The 17,488-nt window shown below is 46.6% G+C and carries 18 protein-coding genes; 13 read left to right on the top strand and 5 right to left on the bottom strand.

Annotated features, from left to right (window positions below; genetic code table 11):
* The first annotated feature begins 5 nt into the window (after window positions 1–5).
* The 8 genes from secY to QCB45_RS10905 all read left to right on the top strand — a co-directional run bounded on the left by secY (window position 6) and on the right by QCB45_RS10905 (window position 5,770).
* Complete coding sequence (gene secY / locus QCB45_RS10940; protein ID WP_279421056.1) at window positions 6–1,316, top strand: preprotein translocase subunit SecY; 1,311 nt, start codon at window positions 6–8, stop codon at window positions 1,314–1,316.
* A 97-nt stretch (window positions 1,317–1,413) separates the two neighbouring features.
* Window positions 1,414–1,770, top strand: a complete 357-nt coding sequence (gene rpsM / locus QCB45_RS10935) for a 30S ribosomal protein S13 (RefSeq protein WP_279421054.1) — start codon at window positions 1,414–1,416, stop codon at window positions 1,768–1,770.
* A gap of 21 nt (window positions 1,771–1,791) precedes the next feature.
* Window positions 1,792–2,181: a 30S ribosomal protein S11 gene (rpsK, locus tag QCB45_RS10930; protein ID WP_028487266.1), complete on the top strand. Its 390-nt coding sequence runs from the start codon at window positions 1,792–1,794 to the stop codon at window positions 2,179–2,181.
* 14 nt (window positions 2,182–2,195) lie between these two features.
* Window positions 2,196–2,816, top strand: a complete 621-nt coding sequence (rpsD, locus tag QCB45_RS10925) for a 30S ribosomal protein S4 (protein ID WP_279421053.1) — start codon at window positions 2,196–2,198, stop codon at window positions 2,814–2,816.
* 26 nt (window positions 2,817–2,842) lie between these two features.
* The gene (gene rpoA, locus QCB45_RS10920) at window positions 2,843–3,829 is read left to right on the top strand and encodes a DNA-directed RNA polymerase subunit alpha (protein ID WP_279421052.1); all 987 of its coding nucleotides are present in this window, start codon (window positions 2,843–2,845) and stop codon (window positions 3,827–3,829) included.
* Window positions 3,830–3,844: 15 nt separating this feature from the next.
* Window positions 3,845–4,231, top strand: a complete 387-nt coding sequence (gene rplQ, locus QCB45_RS10915; protein ID WP_279421050.1) for a 50S ribosomal protein L17 — start codon at window positions 3,845–3,847, stop codon at window positions 4,229–4,231.
* 57 nt (window positions 4,232–4,288) lie between these two features.
* The gene (locus QCB45_RS10910) at window positions 4,289–5,032 is read left to right on the top strand and encodes a TatD family hydrolase (protein ID WP_279421049.1); all 744 of its coding nucleotides are present in this window, start codon (window positions 4,289–4,291) and stop codon (window positions 5,030–5,032) included.
* A gap of 3 nt (window positions 5,033–5,035) precedes the next feature.
* Window positions 5,036–5,770, top strand: coding sequence for a tRNA threonylcarbamoyladenosine dehydratase (locus QCB45_RS10905; protein ID WP_279421047.1), 735 nt, complete (start codon window positions 5,036–5,038; stop codon window positions 5,768–5,770).
* On the opposite strand, the gene QCB45_RS10900 is transcribed toward QCB45_RS10905, so the two are convergent.
* The 3 genes from QCB45_RS10900 to QCB45_RS10890 all read right to left on the bottom strand — a co-directional run bounded on the left by QCB45_RS10900 (window position 5,764) and on the right by QCB45_RS10890 (window position 10,330).
* Window positions 5,764–6,558, bottom strand: coding sequence for a DUF2927 domain-containing protein (locus tag QCB45_RS10900; protein WP_279421046.1), 795 nt, complete (start codon window positions 6,556–6,558; stop codon window positions 5,764–5,766). The two genes, QCB45_RS10905 and QCB45_RS10900, sit on opposite strands and share 7 nt — an antisense overlap.
* 95 nt (window positions 6,559–6,653) lie before the next feature.
* Window positions 6,654–9,461, bottom strand: coding sequence for an excinuclease ABC subunit UvrA (uvrA, locus tag QCB45_RS10895; RefSeq protein WP_279421044.1), 2,808 nt, complete (start codon window positions 9,459–9,461; stop codon window positions 6,654–6,656).
* 125 nt (window positions 9,462–9,586) lie between these two features.
* Window positions 9,587–10,330 carry an SIMPL domain-containing protein gene (locus QCB45_RS10890; RefSeq protein ID WP_279421043.1) on the bottom strand — a complete coding sequence of 248 codons (744 nt, stop codon included), beginning with the start codon at window positions 10,328–10,330 and terminating at the stop codon, window positions 9,587–9,589.
* Between the two features lie 211 nt (window positions 10,331–10,541).
* On the opposite strand from QCB45_RS10890, the gene QCB45_RS10885 reads away from it, so the two are divergent.
* Window positions 10,542–11,936, top strand: a complete 1,395-nt coding sequence (locus QCB45_RS10885; RefSeq protein ID WP_279421041.1) for an MFS transporter — start codon at window positions 10,542–10,544, stop codon at window positions 11,934–11,936.
* A 32-nt stretch (window positions 11,937–11,968) separates the two neighbouring features.
* A complete protein-coding gene (ssb, locus tag QCB45_RS10880) occupies window positions 11,969–12,577 on the top strand; it encodes a single-stranded DNA-binding protein (RefSeq protein ID WP_279421040.1) in 609 nt (202 codons plus the stop codon).
* Between the two features lie 163 nt (window positions 12,578–12,740).
* On the opposite strand, the gene QCB45_RS10875 is transcribed toward ssb, so the two are convergent.
* Together QCB45_RS10875 and QCB45_RS10870 are read right to left on the bottom strand one after the other, a co-directional pair.
* A complete protein-coding gene (locus QCB45_RS10875; RefSeq protein ID WP_279421038.1) occupies window positions 12,741–13,892 on the bottom strand; it encodes a DUF5671 domain-containing protein in 1,152 nt (383 codons plus the stop codon).
* Window positions 13,893–14,062: 170 nt separating this feature from the next.
* Complete coding sequence (locus QCB45_RS10870) at window positions 14,063–14,965, bottom strand: LysR family transcriptional regulator (protein ID WP_279421037.1); 903 nt, start codon at window positions 14,963–14,965, stop codon at window positions 14,063–14,065.
* Window positions 14,966–15,115: 150 nt separating this feature from the next.
* Here QCB45_RS10870 and QCB45_RS10865 point away from each other — a divergent pair, with 150 nt between their 5' ends.
* Genes QCB45_RS10865 through QCB45_RS10855 form a run of 3 tightly spaced genes read left to right on the top strand, consistent with a single transcriptional unit; the run spans window position 15,116 to window position 17,478 of the window.
* Complete coding sequence (locus QCB45_RS10865) at window positions 15,116–16,132, top strand: cyclase family protein (protein ID WP_279421035.1); 1,017 nt, start codon at window positions 15,116–15,118, stop codon at window positions 16,130–16,132.
* Window positions 16,129–16,533: a VOC family protein gene (locus tag QCB45_RS10860; RefSeq protein ID WP_279421033.1), complete on the top strand. Its 405-nt coding sequence runs from the start codon at window positions 16,129–16,131 to the stop codon at window positions 16,531–16,533. Before QCB45_RS10865 ends, QCB45_RS10860 begins: the two co-directional genes overlap by 4 nt.
* 33 nt (window positions 16,534–16,566) lie before the next feature.
* Window positions 16,567–17,478 (top strand): DMT family transporter, encoded by a 912-nt coding sequence (locus QCB45_RS10855; protein WP_279421031.1) that lies wholly within the window; start codon window positions 16,567–16,569, stop codon window positions 17,476–17,478.
* Window positions 17,479–17,488 lie beyond the last annotated feature (10 nt).

Raw genomic sequence — 17,488 nt, 5'->3', positions numbered from 1 at the left:
TCCATATGAAAAGTTCAATTGCAACCAACGCCATGAGTGATCTGAAAAGCAAAATCTTTTTTGTTTTAGGTGCTCTAATTGTATACCGTTTAGGTACACATATCCCTGTGCCGTCAATTGATCCAGTCGCTTTGGCAGCAATGTTTGAACAGCAAAAGGGTACTATCCTAGACATGTTTAACATGTTCTCTGGTGGTGCCCTTCAGCGTTTATCAATCTTTGCTTTGGGGATTATGCCTTACATTTCTGCATCGATCATCATGCAGTTGTTGACGGTAGTGTCTCCTAAACTAGAACAACTTAAGAAAGAAGGTGAGCACGGACGTCGTAAAATTACCCAATATACCCGTATGGGTACGGTTGTTTTGGCTACATTCCAGGCACTGGGTGTCGCCGTGGCGCTTGAATCTCAAAATATCAACGGCATGTCCGTTGTTGTTGATCCTGGTTTCTTATTTAAAGTTACAGCTGTAACTACATTGGTAGGTGGAACGATCTTCCTTATGTGGTTAGGTGAGCAAATTACCGAACGCGGCATTGGTAACGGTATTTCTTTGATCATTTTTGCTGGTATTGTGGCTGGTCTTCCATCTGCATTGGGCGGCACATTTGAGCAAGTTAACACTGGTGCTATGCATGCGATTACAGTTTTCGTACTGCTTGCTCTGATTTTTGCAGTAATTGCATTCGTTGTATTTGTGGAGAGGGGACAACGTCGTATTCCTGTTCATTATGCACAGAAAATGCGTGGACGTAAGCTGTACGGTGGTCAAGAAAGCCATCTGCCTTTGAAATTGAACATGGCAGGTGTCATTCCACCAATTTTTGCATCAAGTATCATCCTGTTCCCTGCAACGTTAGGTGGCTGGTTTGGTACGGCTGAAAATATGGGATGGTTGAAAGACATTGCAACGACTTTGTCTCCAGGTCAGCCTCTCTATATTCTTTTGTATGCATTGGCAATTATCTTTTTCTGCTTTTTCTATACCGCGATTGTTTTTAATCCGAATGAAACGGCTGATAATTTGAGAAAGTCGGGTGCATATTTACCTGGTATTCGTCCAGGCCCGCAAACTGCTAGACATATTGATGGCATCATGGGTCGTTTGACTCTTGCTGGTGCGATTTATATTACAGCTGTTTGTTTGTTGCCAGAATTTTTAATTCTTTACTGGAATGTTCCTTTCTATTTTGGAGGTACATCATTGCTGATTATTGTGATTGTCGTTATGGATTTCATGACACAAGTTCAAGCACAAATGCAATCTACCCAGTATGAAGGCATGATGAAAAAAGCAAAATTAAAAGGAAAATAACATCAATTACTTATTGTCGTTATTTGTCTAGTATTTGATTTGAAAAACAAGTATAATGCTCTGTTTTTCAGTAGATGGAATTTAAGGGAGCGTCAAAATGGCTCGTATTGCCGGCGTAAACATACCAGTTAACAAGCATGTTGTGATTGGGTTGACTTCAATCTACGGGATTGGGTCGACTACTTCTAAAGCAATTTGCGAAGCAGTTAACTTGGATCCAACCACTAAGGTTAGAGAACTAACTGAAGATCAGTTAGAAGCACTTCGTTCAGAAGTAGCAAAATTTAAAATTGAAGGTGACTTGCGTCGTGATGTCTCTATGAACATTAAACGTTTAATGGACATGGGATGTTACCGTGGTATCCGTCACCGTCGTAGTCTGCCTTTACGTGGACAACGTACAAAAACTAATGCACGTACTCGTAAAGGTCCTGTAAGACCGATTAAGAGATAACGCATAATTGCGAGAGTAGATATGGCAAAAGCAAATTCGCGTGTTAAAAAGAAAGTAAAACATGTTGTTACTGATGCGGTTGCGCATGTTCATGCAACTTTCAATAATACCATTGTAACGATTACAGATCGTCAGGGTAATACTTTGTGTTGGGCAACTTCAGGTGGAAGTGGTTTCCGCGGCTCACGTAAAAGTACCCCATTTGCTGCACAGGTTGCAGCTGAAAGAGCTGGTCAAATGGCTCACGACTATGGTGTGAAGAATATGGAAGTTATGGTTAAAGGTCCGGGACCTGGTCGTGACTCAGCTGTTCGCGGTTTACATAGTGCAGGTTTCAAAATTACGGCTATTGCAGACGTAACTCCGATCCCTCACAACGGTTGCCGACCACCTAAGAAACGTCGCGTTTAATATTTGAGGTAAACATGGCTAGATATATTGGACCAAAGTGTAAACTTGCACGTCGTGAAGGTACTGATCTATTTTTGAAAAGTGGTGTTCGTAGCATCGATTCAAAATGTAAGATTGATCAGTTGCCAGGTCAGCACGGTGCAGGTCGTAAGCGTGTAACTGAATATGGTTTGCAGTTACGTGAGAAGCAAAAAGTACGTCGTATGTACGGTGTGCTAGAAAAGAAATTCCGTCTTTATTATAAAGAAGCAGATCGTCGTAAAGGTTCTACAGGTGTTAACTTGTTGCAGATCCTTGAAAGCCGTTTGGATAACGTAGTTTATCGCATGGGCTTCGCTTCAACTCGTGCTGAAGCGCGACAGTTAGTTTCTCATAAAGCAATTTTAGTAAATGGTCAAACTGTAAACATTCCTTCTTATGAGGTATCTGCGGGTGACACAATTACTATCAGAGAAAAAGCTCGTAACCAGAGCCGTATCGCATCTGCATTGGAATTGAATGCACAAAACGGTACAGTTGGTTGGGTTGAAGTTGACGGTTCTAAGTTTGAAGGTGTATTCAAGTCTGTACCTGATCGTTCTGACTTGTCTGCTGATATTTCAGAAAACCTAATTGTCGAGCTTTACTCTAAGTAATTACATTCAAACGGAGATAACTTCTAATGCAAGAGATGTTAGAACAGCTGTTAACACCTCGTTTAGTTGATATTCAAAGACGATCGGATTTCCATAGTCGTGTGACTCTAGAACCTCTGGAAAGAGGTTTTGGTCATACGCTTGGTAATGCATTACGTCGTATTTTGTTATCTTCTATGCCTGGTGCTGCGATTGTAGAAACTCAGATTGATGGTGTTTTACATGAATACTCATCAATTGAGGGTGTTAGGGAAGATGTTTTGGAAATCCTTCTTAACCTAAAAGAAGTTTCTGTAAAACTCAACGCAAAAAGCAGCGCAGAATTGACTTTACATAAGAAAGGACCAGCAGTTGTTCGTGCATCAGACATTGAAGTTGATCATGATGTAGAAATTGCCAATCCTGATCACATCATTGCGCATGTGAGTGAAGGCGCTGAGCTAAACATGAAGTTAAAAGTAGAGACAGGTATCGGTTACCGTCCTGCTCTACAATCCGAATCTGAATCAACTCAGATCGGAAGTCTTAAATTGGATGCAAGCTTCAGCCCGGTTCACACTGTGAGCTACGAAGTGCAAAACGCTCGTGTAGAACAGCGTACTGATTTGGATAAGTTGATCATTGATGTCGTCACAGATGGAACTTTAGATCCTGAAGACGCAATCAAACAGGCTGCAACCGTATTGCATTATCAATTAAATGCATTCGTTGACCTTAAGCACAAAGAAGTTGCGGCTCCGGAAGAAGAAGAGAATGAATTCGATCCTATCTTCCTACAGCCTGTTGATGATCTAGAACTAACTGTTCGCTCGGCTAACTGCTTAAAAGCGGAACAAATTTACTACATTGGTGATTTAGTACAACGTTCTGAAACACATTTGCTAAAAACACCTAATCTAGGTAAAAAATCTCTGCAGGAAATCAAAGATGTCCTTGCGCAAAGAGGTTTGAGCTTAGGTACAAAATTAGAAAACTGGCCACCAGCAAGCTTGGTGAGCAAAGAGTCAGTATAATATAAGGAAGCTATCATGCGTCATGGTAAAACTGGTCGTAAGTTAAATCGTAATAGCTCACACCGCAAGGCAATGTTTAAAAACATGTCTGCTTCACTTTTTGAACATGAAGTAATTCGTACTACGGTTGCTAAGGCAAAAGAACTTCGCAAAGTTGCTGAGCCTTTGATTACACTTGCAAAAAATGACAGTGTTCATAATCGTCGTACTGCGTTTTCACGTTTAGGTGATAAAGCTGCGGTTGGCAAATTGTTTTCTGAGCTAGGTCCACGTTACCAAGCTCGTCCAGGTGGATATATCCGCATTCTTAAATGTGGTTCTCGTCCTGGTGATAACGCGCCAATGGCTATCGTTGAATTGGTAGACCGCCCTGTTGCGGAAACTACTGAATCAGCGGAATAAGCTGTTACGTAATTAAAAAGAAGCCGGTATTTCCGGCTTTTTTTATGTCTGAAATTTATGGTTATCGATACTCACTGTCATCTTGATGTTCTTTCCGGTCAGGTTCTTAACGATCAGCTGAACCCCGCTGATCTGTATCTAACCATGGGTACCCATGCAGAAGACTGGCCTACCTTAATTCAATTATGTAGAAAATACCCTAATATCTATGCAGCAATTGGCTTGCATCCATGGTACGTCAGTGGTGAATATGGAAATGAATTAGAGATTCTGCAAGACTTTTTAACTAAGTATAAGGTAACTGCCATTGGTGAAATCGGCTTGGATTTTGCACCAGATTATGTGGATTTACGGAACCACCAGCTGGATGCTTTTGAGTGTCAGCTACGGTTCGCATTAGAATATAGCTTACCGGTGTCCTTACATGTCTATAAGGCGCACAATGAGATGATTGCGCTTTTAAAACAGTACCCTGTGAAAGGGGTTGTGCATAGTTTAGGAAGTAGCGTTCAGATTGCCCGTGAGTATCTTAATTTAGGCTTAAAGTTTGGTGTTAATGCAGTTGTGGTCAAAGAGAATGCTAGGCGCTACCATGAACTTGTAAAGACCTATGGTTTAGAAAGTATCGTTTTAGAGACCGATTCACCTAATATCACTTTGCCGGGTAAAATGGTATCAGACCTTGCAGACATTTACGTTGTTGTTGAAGCTGTGTCACGGATCACCGGTACCACTCCTGAAGAGGTTGTGAAGCTCACCAATGCTAATGCGAATCAAATATTTCATTTTTTAGAGGAATAATTTATGTCAGCGTTGTTTGAACGTAGTTTGTTGGTTTTCGAACAGGTTGGGATTGATAAACTTAAGCAGTCGCACGTTCTCGTAGCCGGTGTCGGTGGTGTCGGTGGTTTTGTTATCGAAGCGCTGGCACGTGCCGGAATCGGTCAGCTAACTATCATAGATCATGATGATGTTAGCCCTTCCAATATGAATCGGCAAATCATCGCTCTTAATTCAACCGTCGGTATGAATAAAGCGGAAGTGATGAAGCAGCGTATACAGGACATCAACCCAAACTGCATTGTGAATATCAGTAAGGAGTTCATTCGTCCAGACGACATGGATGCGGTATTGACCGGTGACTTTGATTATGTGGTTGATGCGATTGACAGTTTAAACTGTAAGGTTGCTTTGGTTGCTACGGCTGTCAATAAAGGTCTGCGGGTTGCTTCCAGTATGGGGGCTGGAAGAAGAATCGATCCGAGTAAGATTGAATTGGCCGATATTTCGAGAACCCACGGCTGTGCACTGGCGCGTAACATGCGTCAACGTCTGAAAAAACAGGGTATAAAAAAAGGGGTGATGACGGTGTTTTCAAAAGAATCGCCTAAGGACCCGGGGCCGATGGAAGAAATTTGTGGTGCGCGTGGCCGAGTCGTCAACGGGACTGCGAGTTATATGCCGGGTATTTTCGGACTCATGTTGGCCGGATATGTTATCCAGAAGTTGGTTGAGGGTGCTGAAGAAAGCTGTCAATAAAGCAGGGGATAAAGACCTTCCTGATTGACCAGTTTCGATGCACGTTTGATCGTACCGTCCTTCTGCAGTTTTCGTATCTCCTGCTTGATTAAGGGGCGGCTATGAGACAACGACATGCCGGCATGTAACTTATCTGAGTAGAGTACTTTCAAAAATATATAGTCCAATCCGGTCAGCAGGTCCAGTTTACTGCTGTCATTGGCGATGCTCGGATTGACCCAGTCCGAATCATTTGGGAGACCCAGGGTTTGCGTCGTTTCTTCAACAACACAGGCCGGCAGCATGCCCCGACTCATAGCGTGATCGATTGGAAGGATCACCACCGCCTGTACAATCGCACCATTGGAACCTTTTCGATAATGCCCCAAGCAGTGGGTGTCCCGTTCCAGATCTTTGATTTCAGTATGGGTGTAATTGAAGATATCTTGTTTATAAAGCCTATCCTGAGTAAGAACAATCGTAAAGTTGGCCTGAGACGCCGTGCCTGCCTCTTTGATTTTTAGTCCGGTGATGCTTTGAAGTTGAGTTAAGTGCGCTTTGAAAAGTTCTTCTGCAATCGGGTTCTTATCAACATGGTGATAGTTGAAAGTATAGTAGATAGGGCTTTGCCACTTGGCTAATGCAGTTTGTCTGGTTGAATATTCATTCTTGAAAGCGATTTCGACAAATGCTTTTTCGATGTAATCGGGATTGTGCCAATCAATCAGGGTTCGGTGTTCGGTGGCTTGAAGTGAAACGGAAACGCTGTATAAAAAACCGAACAGGCCTGTTAGAAATAAACGATTCATAATCATGTTCCCGTGATTTTCGGTTAACGACGTTTAACCAGCCATACCTTAAATAGGCAGACCGGCTGTTTCCGTTTATGTTTCAGCTAAAATCGTCAGAGCATCTTTTTTAGATAGAAGCCCGTATGCGATTCTTTGGTTTCGGCCACCTTTTCCGGTGTGCCGGTAGCGATGATTTGACCGCCGCCGGAACCACCTTCCGGTCCAAGATCAACAATCCAGTCCGCTGTCTTGATTACGTCCAGATTGTGCTCGATGATCACGATTGTATTGCCTTGGTCACGCAGGTGGCGAATGACCTTGAGCAGCAGCTCAATATCGTGGAAGTGTAAGCCGGTGGTCGGTTCGTCCAATATGTAGAGCGTATTACCGGTATCGCGTTTGGAAAGCTCTTTCGCCAACTTGATGCGTTGAGCTTCCCCACCCGAAAGGGTGGTCGCGCTCTGTCCTAGTTTGATGTAACCCAAACCGACTTCAATCAAGGTTTGCAGTTTACGGGCGATGACCGGAATGGCATCGAAAAACGCACGCGCATCTTCAACCGTCATCTCTAGGATTTCGTGAATGTTTTTACCCTTGTATTCGATTTGCAACGTTTCTCGATTGTAACGGGCGCCTTTACAGACATCACATGGCACGTAAACATCCGGTAGGAAGTGCATTTCCACTTTGAGGACACCGTCACCTTGGCAGGCTTCACAACGACCGCCTTTGACGTTGAAACTGAAACGGCCGGGTGTATAACCTCGGGTACGGGCTTCCGGGGTAGCTGAAAGTAGTTCGCGGATCGGAGTGAATAGGCCTGTATAGGTGGCCGGGTTGGAACGCGGTGTGCGCCCGATCGCACTTTGATCGATGTTTACCGCCTTATCGAAATGCTCCAAGCCTTCCACCGATTCGTAAGGTGCGGTGATCTGCATGGCGCCGTTCAGTTCGTTGGCGCTGATTTTTGAAAGGGTTTCGTTAATTAGGGTTGATTTACCCGAGCCGGAAACACCGGTCACGCAAGTCAGCAGGCCTGCCGGAATTTCCAAGGTGACGTTTTTAAGGTTGTTGCCGCTGGCGCCTTTGATGGTAAGCCATTTATCTTTTTGCGGTGACAATCGACTTTCAGGCACTTCAATTTGTCGGGTGCCTTTCAGGAACTGGCCAGTCAGCGAGTTCGGGTTTTCGGTGACTTCCTGAGGTGTCCCTTGCGCCATAATGCGCCCACCATGTATTCCGGCACCCGGACCGATATCCAGGACGTAGTCCGCCGCACGGATTGCATCTTCGTCGTGTTCGACGACGATGACGGTGTTACCCAGGTCACGCAGATGCGTCAAAGTGGCCAGAAGACGGTCATTGTCGCGTTGGTGCAGGCCGATAGACGGCTCGTCGAGCACGTACATGACACCAACTAGCCCGGCGCCGATCTGGCTGGCGAGACGGATACGCTGTGCCTCTCCGCCGGAAAGGGTTTCTGCGCTTCGGCTAAGCGTTAGATAGTTAAGGCCCACGTTGACCAGGAAGCTCAGGCGTTCGTGAATTTCTTTGATGATCTTGTCCGCGATTTTCCCCTTAGCGCCTTCAAGGTGAAGGTGGCTGAAGAAGTCATGCAGTTCGTTGATCGGTTCTTCAGTCAACGAAGGCAAATTACGGTCGTTGATGTAGACGTGACGCGCAGCCGTATTCAATCGCGTTCCTTCACAGGCTGGGCACGCAGTGCTGACGCGGTATTTGTCGAGTTCGTCACGCACCGATTTGCTTTCGGTCTCGGCGAAACGTCGTTCCATATTCGGAATGACTCCTTCAAAACGACGGGTGTCACTGTATTTTCCGTGTGGTAGAGGAATCTTCTGCTTTCCGGAACCGTAGAGGATGACCTCTTGGTGTTTCGGGTCAAGTTCTTCCCAAGGCGTTTCCACATCAAATTCGTAATAGTCGGCGACCGCTTTAAGCAGGTCGTAATAGTATTTATGGCGACGATCCCAACCACGAATGGCGCCGCCGGCAAGACTTAGTTCCGGATGGGTGATGACGCGTTTTGGATCGAAATTGTCCTTGATGCCCAAACCGTCGCAACTCGGGCAGGCGCCATGCGGGTTGTTGAACGAGAAGATTCGAGGCTCCAGTTCCGGAACCGAGTAGCCGCAATGCGGACAGGAGAATTTTTCTGAGAACAGCAGTTCGAAATCGTCGGATTCGTCCATTGGTAGGACTTGCGCAAGGCCATCGGCCATTCGTAGCGCGGTTTCAAAGGATTCGGCAAGACGCTGTTTGATGTCGTCACGAACCTTGAAACGGTCGACGATGACGTCGATATTATGCTTTTTGTTTTTATCCAGTTCGATCTGACCATCCAGATCGTGTATCTCGCCGTCGATTCTCGCCCGGATGAAACCTTGTGCCTGCAGTTCATCCAATAGGTTGTGGTGCTCACCTTTTTTGCCGCGAACTACCGGGGCGATCAGCAGACATTTAGTGCCTTCCGGCAATGTCAGCGTGTGGTCGACCATCTGACTGACGGTCTGGGCTTCCAGGTCGCAGTGGTGGGTCGGGCAGCGCGGAGTTCCTGTGCGGGCGTAGAGCAGTCTCAGGTAATCGTAAATTTCGGTGACGGTCCCGACTGTGGAGCGAGGGTTGTGAGAGGTTGATTTCTGCTCGATGGAGATCGCAGGGGAAAGCCCTTCGATGTGATCGACATCCGGCTTCTCCATCATCGACAGGAATTGGCGCGCATAAGCCGAAAGCGACTCTACATAGCGCCTCTGTCCTTCCGCGTAGATGGTGTCGAATGCCAAAGAGGATTTACCTGAACCGGACAGGCCTGTAATCACAATCAGTTTGTCGCGCGGCAGAGTGACGTCGATGTTTTTTAAATTGTGGGTACGTGCCCCCTGAATAATGATTTCTTCTAGCATGAGCAACCGTCATTTGGGTAAAAGAAACATTATAACAAGAATCGAGGAATGACCATTAAGTCATCCTCGTTTGTTTGAATCCTCTTGTGTTCGAAACGGCCTCGAATGTACTTGGGGCCTGGCGATTAAGGGTTGTCTATCTGTAGAGTACCTTCAACCCTTACGCGTAGTTCGCTGCTGCCCGATTCCATCACAGGGGCAGCCTGTTCGGCCATGGCGGCCGCGCGCAGATAGGGCTGGATGGGTGGTTGGCTGTAAGACGGACTTTGGATGTTGGTTTCCAGAAGTTTGTATTGTTCGGTACCGAAACTGTGTGCGATTTTTTTCGCCTGGTGTTGGTAACGTTGCAGTGCGTCACTGGTCAGCTTGCTAATCCATTCCTGCTTCTTGTGTTCCGAAATACGGAAATGAGTGGATTGGTAACTTAATATCGGCTGGATCCGACTTAAGATTTTGGACAGGCCTGCCGAGTTTTTACTGGTGATGGTCAGTGACTGCTGGCCTCGCCAATGCGTGATGATTTGCTGTTTGTTGTAAGCTGGGTACACGCGATACTGTGAGGTCTGTATCTGCAGTTTAACGCCGTCGTCAGATTGGTAGTCGTTGAGTATCTCCATGGCGGATTGCATGTGTTCGTTGATTTCCTGCATCACCTGTTCGGCCGTGGCGGCTTGGGCAATATGCTGGAATTGGATTTCAACGATGTCATTGTCGACCTGTGCGGCTTGGCTGACGCTGAAATGGATTCTGTGTTTGCTGTCGTCATAGACTTCTGGATTCCCAGCATGCGCGGCATTTGCAGAGAGCAGGACGGCAAGAGTCGAAAACAGGGTGATGAATTGAGTCAGATTACGCTGGATGGTTTTCATAAAATCCCCCTTGAATAAGCAAGCGTTTCGGTGAACGTCATCGGCGGTTGTTATTTTAGGCCACGGTTCGCAATGAAGAAATTGCTCTGTATACGGACTTGTTCGTATAGGTGTTTCAAGTCTAATTATAGCTTTAGACGAATCTTATGAGTGTTATAATTTTGCACTTTATCCGAATCTGAATTTTTACAGTTGTAATAAGGGTTTTTACATGTCTTCGTCATCCCCCGTCACAATGAGTCCGATAGAGAAGAAGGCGGCTTTGTCCGTCGCCGGTATTTTTTCAACTCGAATGCTCGGGTTGTTCATGATTTTTCCGGTTTTTGCGTTGTTTGCCGAAGCCGAATTTTCAGGCGTGACTGGAACTCAGGTCGGTATCGCAATAGGGATTTACGGGCTGACTCAGGCCTTGTTACAGATCCCTTATGGCATGTTGTCGGACAAGTATGGTCGAAAGCCGTTGATCATTGCCGGTATGTTGGTGTTCATGGTTGGGTCGATGATCTGCGCCGTGGCCGACTCGATTGAGATGATGATTTTGGGACGCGCGATTCAAGGGATGGGAGCCGTAGCCGCGGTGCTGATGGCCTCGGTAGCGGACCTGGTGACCGAGCAGTTCCGTCTTCGTGCGATGTCGATTGTCGGAATGACCATCGGTTTGTCGTTCACGATGTCGCTTATCGCCGGTCCGGTTCTGGATGCTTGGTTCGGCGTGCGTGGCATTTTCTGGGTAACGGCCTTGTTGGCTGTAATCGGTATTCTCTTGGTGGTATTCGCCATGCCTAAAATTGAGCAGCAGTCTTTTCAGCGAGAAGCCGAAACCGACCCGAGTCAGTTCCGTGAAATCCTTAAGAACGCCCAGTTGTTGCGTTTGGATTTTGGTGTGTTTGTCTTGCACGCCACTTTGACCGCGATGTTTGTCGTATTGCCGTTGGCATTACGCGACGGTGCCGGATTGGAAAGTCTGCAGCACTGGCATATCTATCTGCCGGTCATGTTGCTGTCGTTCGTTCTGATGGTTCCGTTTATCATTCAGGCGGAAAGCCGAGACCGCATGAAACCGGTTTTTGTCGGTGCGATTGGCGTCATCACTCTGATGCAGGTGGGATTCATGAACTTCCATGAAAGTTTCTGGTCTCTGTTTATTTTGTTGTTGATCTTCTTCACTGCATTTAACTTGCTGGAGGCTTCGCTTCCTTCTTTAGTGGTTAAATTGGCACCGGCGGACAAGAAAGGCACAGCCAGCGGGGTTTATTCAACCAGTCAGTTCTTGGGGGCTGCGATGGGTGGTTTATTCGGTGGATATTTTTATCAGCATTATGGTTATAATGGGGTGTTCATGTTCACGGCTGTTATTGGCGCTTTGTGGTTTTTGGCCGCGGCGACCATGCAGAAACCTTTGCCGTTGAGTATCGCATCGGTACCGGTTGGGGCAGTGGCTGAAGAGGAAGTGGAAGACCTGCAGAAAAAATTACTGGCCTATGACGGAGTCTATGAAGTGGTGATCTTGCCTGCGGAACAGAGAGCCTATTTCAAGGTCGATCGAAAAATCCAAAACGAAGAGTCCCTGATTCGATATATTCAACAAAGTAAAGTCAGTCAGTAAGATTTAAAGTTAATTTTGAAAGAGAGAGCGGTATGCGTGGTGTAAATAAAGTCATTTTAGTGGGAACCTTGGGAAGAGATCCGGAAGTTAAATATTCGGCCAACGGTAATGCAATTGCCAACTTGAGTGTGGCCACTAGTGAACAGTGGAATGACAAAGCATCTGGTCAGAAACAGGAAAAGACCGAATGGCACCGCGTTGTGATTTTTGGCAAGTTGGCTGAAATCGCAGGTCAATACCTGACCAAAGGATCTCAGGTTTACCTGGAAGGTAAACTTCAAACCCGTAAGTGGCAGGATCAGAATAGCGGGCAAGACCGTTATAGCACGGAAGTCGTAATTGACGGTTTCTCGGGCAGCATGCAGATGTTGGGTGGCCGTTCTGGTGGTGATACTGCGTTTGATAACAGCGGTTTCAATCAAGCGCCTCAGCAGGCAGCACCAATGGGTCAGCCGATGGGACAGCAGGCTCCACAAAACAACTTTCAACAGCAAGCACCTCAAGGTGGTATGAATCCTGGAATGGGACAACAGCCAATGCAGCAGCCTATGAACCAAGGGCGTCCGATGGGTGGGCAGCCTCAGCAACAAGCACCGGCTTATGCACCGAACGATTTCGATGATGATGACGTTCCGTTCTGAAAAACACAATGAATAAAATTGTTGAATAAAAAATATAAGAAGCCCCATTATTTGGGGTTTTTTTATATCTACAAAAAATTAAAAATGTTGAGTTGTCCTCCTAAATTTGGAGGGATGGGATTTAAATGTCTCAGCTTTATATTCGTAGGTAATTCTTTACCTGTCAGTCAGGCGCAGTCGTTGCCTTTCTTCCTACCAATTGCACTGTTACTGTATCGCAGTTGCGTCCTGCTGAGTGTTCTTGCCAAATCGCGTTAAGCCTTCCTAGGTACATTGGATCCTGACCGTTACTCGTTGACGGCAAAGCAAAGGTGGCGCATAGCTCAAATTCGCCCAATTTAGCGGGGCCTTGTTGACGGAATGGTGTGATGATACGGTATTCGTAGGGTGCATTGGTTTCAGGATCATGCATGTAATTTCCACAGATGGCGAACTGACTGGTTTTCTTCAGTTCTTCGAGTGAGGATGGGAGCTGGCCAAGTTCACGACCGTAGCGATCAATGCAGCGAGACAACTCGCCTAACTGCCAGGCTCGCTCCTGATCAAAAGCATACATGCGGGCCTCTTTAGGAGAGCCTGCAGCCATAAACCCAAAAACAACCCCTAGAGCAACGAGAACCGTAACAGACCAAGCGAACCCTTGGAACGCGGTACGGCTGACAGTCTTTTTGTATTGAATCATTTGGCGCTCTATGAAGTAGAAGCCGAAGACAAGGCCAGCAATAGCTAAAATGGTTAGGGCCTTGAGCAGGAAGCGTACAGAAAACTCACCCTGAAAGAGTTTGAAAAGGATTGTGATCAAGTTGCCAACAATGGTGATGGAGGCGGCCAGAAGAACTAGGTAAGTGAACCATTTGGTAAGGCGCGATTCCAAGCGAACCTCGTCTGTATGAAAGCGGCGGAACAGGTGGCGCATGGTGAGGTAATACAGAGGAAATGAGATAATCAAGGAGGCAATAGAATGGTGTATTGCTTCCGTTATGAAGCGCTCTCCAAGCCCGTGCATTGTTGCTTGCGGGTCAGGGAAAACGTGGTTGATGATTTGAAAGTACAGAGTTCCTAAGGCTGTCGCAACGATAGCTAAAAGAATAAAGGAGAAAAAGTTGATGACAATGTCTACAGTGGAAGGTTGTTTGGCTAAAGAAGGGCGATCCACGTCGTTAGGAACTGGTATGCCTAAGGCAACCAAGCCGTCACGGTAAGAGGCATCTACTTCTTCTTCCGACCAGCCTACTGCGAGTAATTCATCCCTGATCTGGCCTTTGGAAAGGCCCGCTTGTATACGGTTTTTGGTGTAATCTGCAAGTAAACTCATTCTCAACCCTCGGGAATTAGCGGTTTAAAATATTAGTATTTGGCCCATGAGACCCAATTGCCAGTCATTTCTTATAGTGAGAAACATGAGGCACTTTCATCTTCCGTATAGGTGCATTGATCTTATTATTGCATTATCTACTTAGTACTGTACATTTTCGAACGGTGTTGTTAATCCCAGTTTGGATTTTCTCCTATCTTTTTCGACATGAAATCGATGAATGCCCGCACCTTGGGGGATAGGTGTTTGCGTTCAGGATAGATGGCGTAGATCGACAGTTCCTGCATCCGATAGTTGGACAGTATGGGTTTTAACAGGCCTGTCTGGATGTCCGGCCCGACAATAAAAGTAGGGATGAGTACGATGCCGGCGTCTTTGAGCACGGCCTCCCGCAAAGCAAGGCTGTTGTTCATATTGATTACACTATTTACCGGAATTGAAGCATAGCGCCCTTCGGGGGAAAGCAGCCGCCATTCCCTTGGTGAATTGTGGTAACCATAGGTCAGGGTCTGGTGTTTATGCAATTCGTCAGGGGTCTGTGGCGTTCCATGCGTTTCAAGATAAGCCGGTGAGGCACAGAGTACGTGTTTGCAAGGGCCCAGGCGACGCGCAATCAAGTTGGAGTCGGGCAATTCTGCGATTCTTATGGCTAAATCGAATCCTTCTTCGACAAGATCGACCTGGCGGTCTTCCAGAACCATATCGATGTTGATGTCAGGATATTCGGTCTGAAATTCTTTGAGTACAGGGGCAATGTGGAGAATGCCGAATGACATAGGGGTGTTAAATCGTAAACGACCGCTGGGTGTTTGCTGCAACCGGGACACTTCAATTTCCGCAGCTTCGATCTCTTCCAGTCCACGCTGGCTTCTCTGATACAGAATGCGACCCGCCTCGGTCAAGCTGAGTTTCCGTGTGGAGCGATGCAGTAACCGTACGCCTAATTGTTCTTCCAGTCGGGTAACGTATTTGCTGACGACGGATTTGGATAGCTCTAGTTGTTCAGCGGCGGATGTGAAACTGCCGCAATCGACGACTTTGACGAAAACTGCGATATCTGAAAGATTGTCCATTTTTCTAGCCCAATTATTCAATATTTGTGAACAGTATTGTTCAAGAAGCCCAGATTATCAATCCTTTGTTATTTATTAATATGTTTTCAACGATTCCGAAGTCAATCGGACGCATGTGCACTTTTTGAATAAACAAACAGGAATTGAATCATGAAAACTTCATTCGTACATAAGATGGGGCGTTTGACACTTGTTATCGCTGCGCTGACGTATCAATCGTCACCAATGGCGGCAGACGAACAGGTTGGCAAAAGCCCTTGGGGGCCTAAAGATGAAATAGGCCGTTTGAATTTAATGACTCCCGAGTCCCAGCAATCTGTGATGTCGAGAATTGCAGGCGGTCAGGTTTACGACCTTTCGGTGGAGTATTTCATCGGTATGCCGAGTTGGCAGGCGGCCGGTGATCCACATTATCGAATCTGGATGACGCATACTCCTCACGGCACTGTCATTGATGATCCACTGGGTCTAGGCAAGTCGATGAACGAACATGTCAGCTATACCGGAGCGGCAATCTCTCTTTACACACATATGGGAACCCATATCGATGCACTTAACCACTTCGGTCTGAATGGCCGGATCTGGAACGGTTTTAAAGCCAAAGACCATCTCGGAGATCGAGGTTGGAGTGTGGCAGGTGCCGAAAAGATTCCACCTTTGATCGCACGGGGTGTTTTGATTGATGTGGCGGTATCTAAGGGGGTGGATATGTTACCGAGCGGTTATCGCGTTACCCGTAACGATCTGATGGAAGCGCTTCAAAGACAGAGGGTGTCACTTCAAAAGGGCGACATCGTACTAATCCGAACAGGCCGCATGAAAACCTATAAGGATGCGTCGGCGTATATGGAAAATCCGCCAGGTATGGGGTTGTCGGCCGCGCGTTTTCTGGTTGAAGAAAGCGGGGCCATGATTGTGGGGGCGGACAACCTCAGTTTTGAGGCTTTTCCTTCAGAAGTTGAAAACAATTATGTGCCTTTGCACAGTTATCTATTGGCTCAACATGGCACGCCGATCATAGAGTTGGCCTATCTGGAAGAGTTATCACGAGACAAGGTTTATGAGTTCGCTTTTATCGGCGGTTCCTTGAAACTTCGCGGGTCGGATGCGGCACCATTACGCCCAATCGCCATTCCTTTAAAACCCCTTAAAGGGGGCAAATTATGATCAGGGTTTCTGGTTTGGCACATATCGGTGTCAGAGTGTCCGACTTCGAAGATTCGATCAATTTTTATCTTCAACTGGGCTTCAAGAAGATACGAGATGATCAAGAGGAATGTGTTGTGGTGCTCAAGCATCCATGTGGGGTCGAAATTAACCTTTTGGATTCGGTCACCTTCGATAATTTCGGACGCAACGTCTTGATGGATGAAACATTGCGTTATGCCGGATTTACACACATGGCCCTGCAGGTCAAAGACATCTATCAGGCAGAAACGGCGACGCGTTCGATGGGAATTGAAATCACAGAAGGTCCGGTCACGTTTGGAGATGGAAGCATTGCGATCTTTTTCCGTGATCCGGATCGTAATGTCATTGAATTGTCTCAGCCTGGAGAAATGCATTGACTGGCAGCTTGTCAGGTGCAAAAGGAGTGTGGAATGAAAGCTTTGTTCTTGCTTATTGTTTCGGGGATTCTCGCGGGAGGCGTTTTTATCGCCGGTAAGCAGGCTGGCGGCGAGCATATTTCACCATGGCTGATTCTGTTTTGGCAGATGGCCGGTGGTGCGATGGTGGTGTGGTTGGTTTCATGGCCATCACGTCGCTTTCCTGTCTGGAATCCAAGCTATGTTAGATATTACCTGATCGGTGGTTTGCTTGGGGTAAGCCTTCCTTATGTGTTGGCTTTTACGGCTATGCAGCAGTTGCAGGTCGGTATGGTGGGGTTGCTTACAGCTTTATCACCGGTCGTGACTTACGCCATGGCCCGTCTATTGGGTTTGGAGCGGAATCATCCATTACGTCTTTTGGGGCTGGTTATAGGTTTTGGAGGCGTGGCGATGTTGGTCATGCATGGCGAATCAATGTCTTTTTCGGGAAACGGTTTATACATGCTGTTGGCGCTCGGAATACCCATCGCACTTGCCGCAAGCAATATCTATCGGAGCCGTTTCTGGCCGACCGGTAGCGAAGCGATGCCTTTGGTGATTGGGATGTTGACGGTGCAGAGCATTTGGCTGTTCTTTGTCAATCTTGCGATGGGTAACTTCCAGGATGTAATAACTATGGATATGGATATCGGCATGCTGTTGTTCGTGTTGGGTTTGATGGCGGGGGCGTCGTATCTTAGCTCGTTTAATCTCTTGAAAGTGGGCGGGCCTGTCTATCTCAGTCAAATGGGGTATGTGATTACGGCTGTTACGTTGCTGGCTGGTATCGGATTGTGGGATGAACGGTACGAAGTCCGTGATTGGTTCAGTATGGGATTGATTTTGTCAGGCGTGTTGCTGACGACATTGACGCAAGGTGTCTGGAGGCAAAGAGAGGCGGTTTCTCCAGCAGGTAAACGTTGAAGAAGCTGGT

Source organism: Thiomicrorhabdus sp. ZW0627, from assembly GCF_029767005.1.
In the GTDB taxonomy this organism is placed as follows: domain Bacteria; phylum Pseudomonadota; class Gammaproteobacteria; order Thiomicrospirales; family Thiomicrospiraceae; genus Thiomicrorhabdus.
Note: the sequence above shows the minus strand (reverse complement) of the source record. Positions and strands in the feature narration are given on the sequence as shown.

What these genes read in the sequence shown, in the direction of transcription:
- secY (WP_279421056.1), top strand. Translation starts at nt 6, where the DNA reads ATGAAAAGTTCAATTGCAACCAACGCCATGAGTGATCTGAAAAGCAAA.
- rpsM (WP_279421054.1), top strand. Translation starts at nt 1,414, where the DNA reads ATGGCTCGTATTGCCGGCGTAAACATACCAGTTAACAAGCATGTTGTG.
- rpsK (WP_028487266.1), top strand. Translation starts at nt 1,792, where the DNA reads ATGGCAAAAGCAAATTCGCGTGTTAAAAAGAAAGTAAAACATGTTGTT.
- rpsD (WP_279421053.1), top strand. Translation starts at nt 2,196, where the DNA reads ATGGCTAGATATATTGGACCAAAGTGTAAACTTGCACGTCGTGAAGGT.
- rpoA (WP_279421052.1), top strand. Translation starts at nt 2,843, where the DNA reads ATGCAAGAGATGTTAGAACAGCTGTTAACACCTCGTTTAGTTGATATT.
- rplQ (WP_279421050.1), top strand. Translation starts at nt 3,845, where the DNA reads ATGCGTCATGGTAAAACTGGTCGTAAGTTAAATCGTAATAGCTCACAC.
- QCB45_RS10910 (WP_279421049.1), top strand. Translation starts at nt 4,289, where the DNA reads ATGGTTATCGATACTCACTGTCATCTTGATGTTCTTTCCGGTCAGGTT.
- QCB45_RS10905 (WP_279421047.1), top strand. Translation starts at nt 5,036, where the DNA reads ATGTCAGCGTTGTTTGAACGTAGTTTGTTGGTTTTCGAACAGGTTGGG.
- QCB45_RS10900 (WP_279421046.1), bottom strand. Translation starts at nt 6,558, where the DNA reads ATGAATCGTTTATTTCTAACAGGCCTGTTCGGTTTTTTATACAGCGTT.
- uvrA (WP_279421044.1), bottom strand. Translation starts at nt 9,461, where the DNA reads ATGCTAGAAGAAATCATTATTCAGGGGGCACGTACCCACAATTTAAAA.
- QCB45_RS10890 (WP_279421043.1), bottom strand. Translation starts at nt 10,330, where the DNA reads ATGAAAACCATCCAGCGTAATCTGACTCAATTCATCACCCTGTTTTCG.
- QCB45_RS10885 (WP_279421041.1), top strand. Translation starts at nt 10,542, where the DNA reads ATGTCTTCGTCATCCCCCGTCACAATGAGTCCGATAGAGAAGAAGGCG.
- ssb (WP_279421040.1), top strand. Translation starts at nt 11,969, where the DNA reads ATGCGTGGTGTAAATAAAGTCATTTTAGTGGGAACCTTGGGAAGAGAT.
- QCB45_RS10875 (WP_279421038.1), bottom strand. Translation starts at nt 13,892, where the DNA reads ATGAGTTTACTTGCAGATTACACCAAAAACCGTATACAAGCGGGCCTT.
- QCB45_RS10870 (WP_279421037.1), bottom strand. Translation starts at nt 14,965, where the DNA reads ATGGACAATCTTTCAGATATCGCAGTTTTCGTCAAAGTCGTCGATTGC.
- QCB45_RS10865 (WP_279421035.1), top strand. Translation starts at nt 15,116, where the DNA reads ATGAAAACTTCATTCGTACATAAGATGGGGCGTTTGACACTTGTTATC.
- QCB45_RS10860 (WP_279421033.1), top strand. Translation starts at nt 16,129, where the DNA reads ATGATCAGGGTTTCTGGTTTGGCACATATCGGTGTCAGAGTGTCCGAC.
- QCB45_RS10855 (WP_279421031.1), top strand. Translation starts at nt 16,567, where the DNA reads ATGAAAGCTTTGTTCTTGCTTATTGTTTCGGGGATTCTCGCGGGAGGC.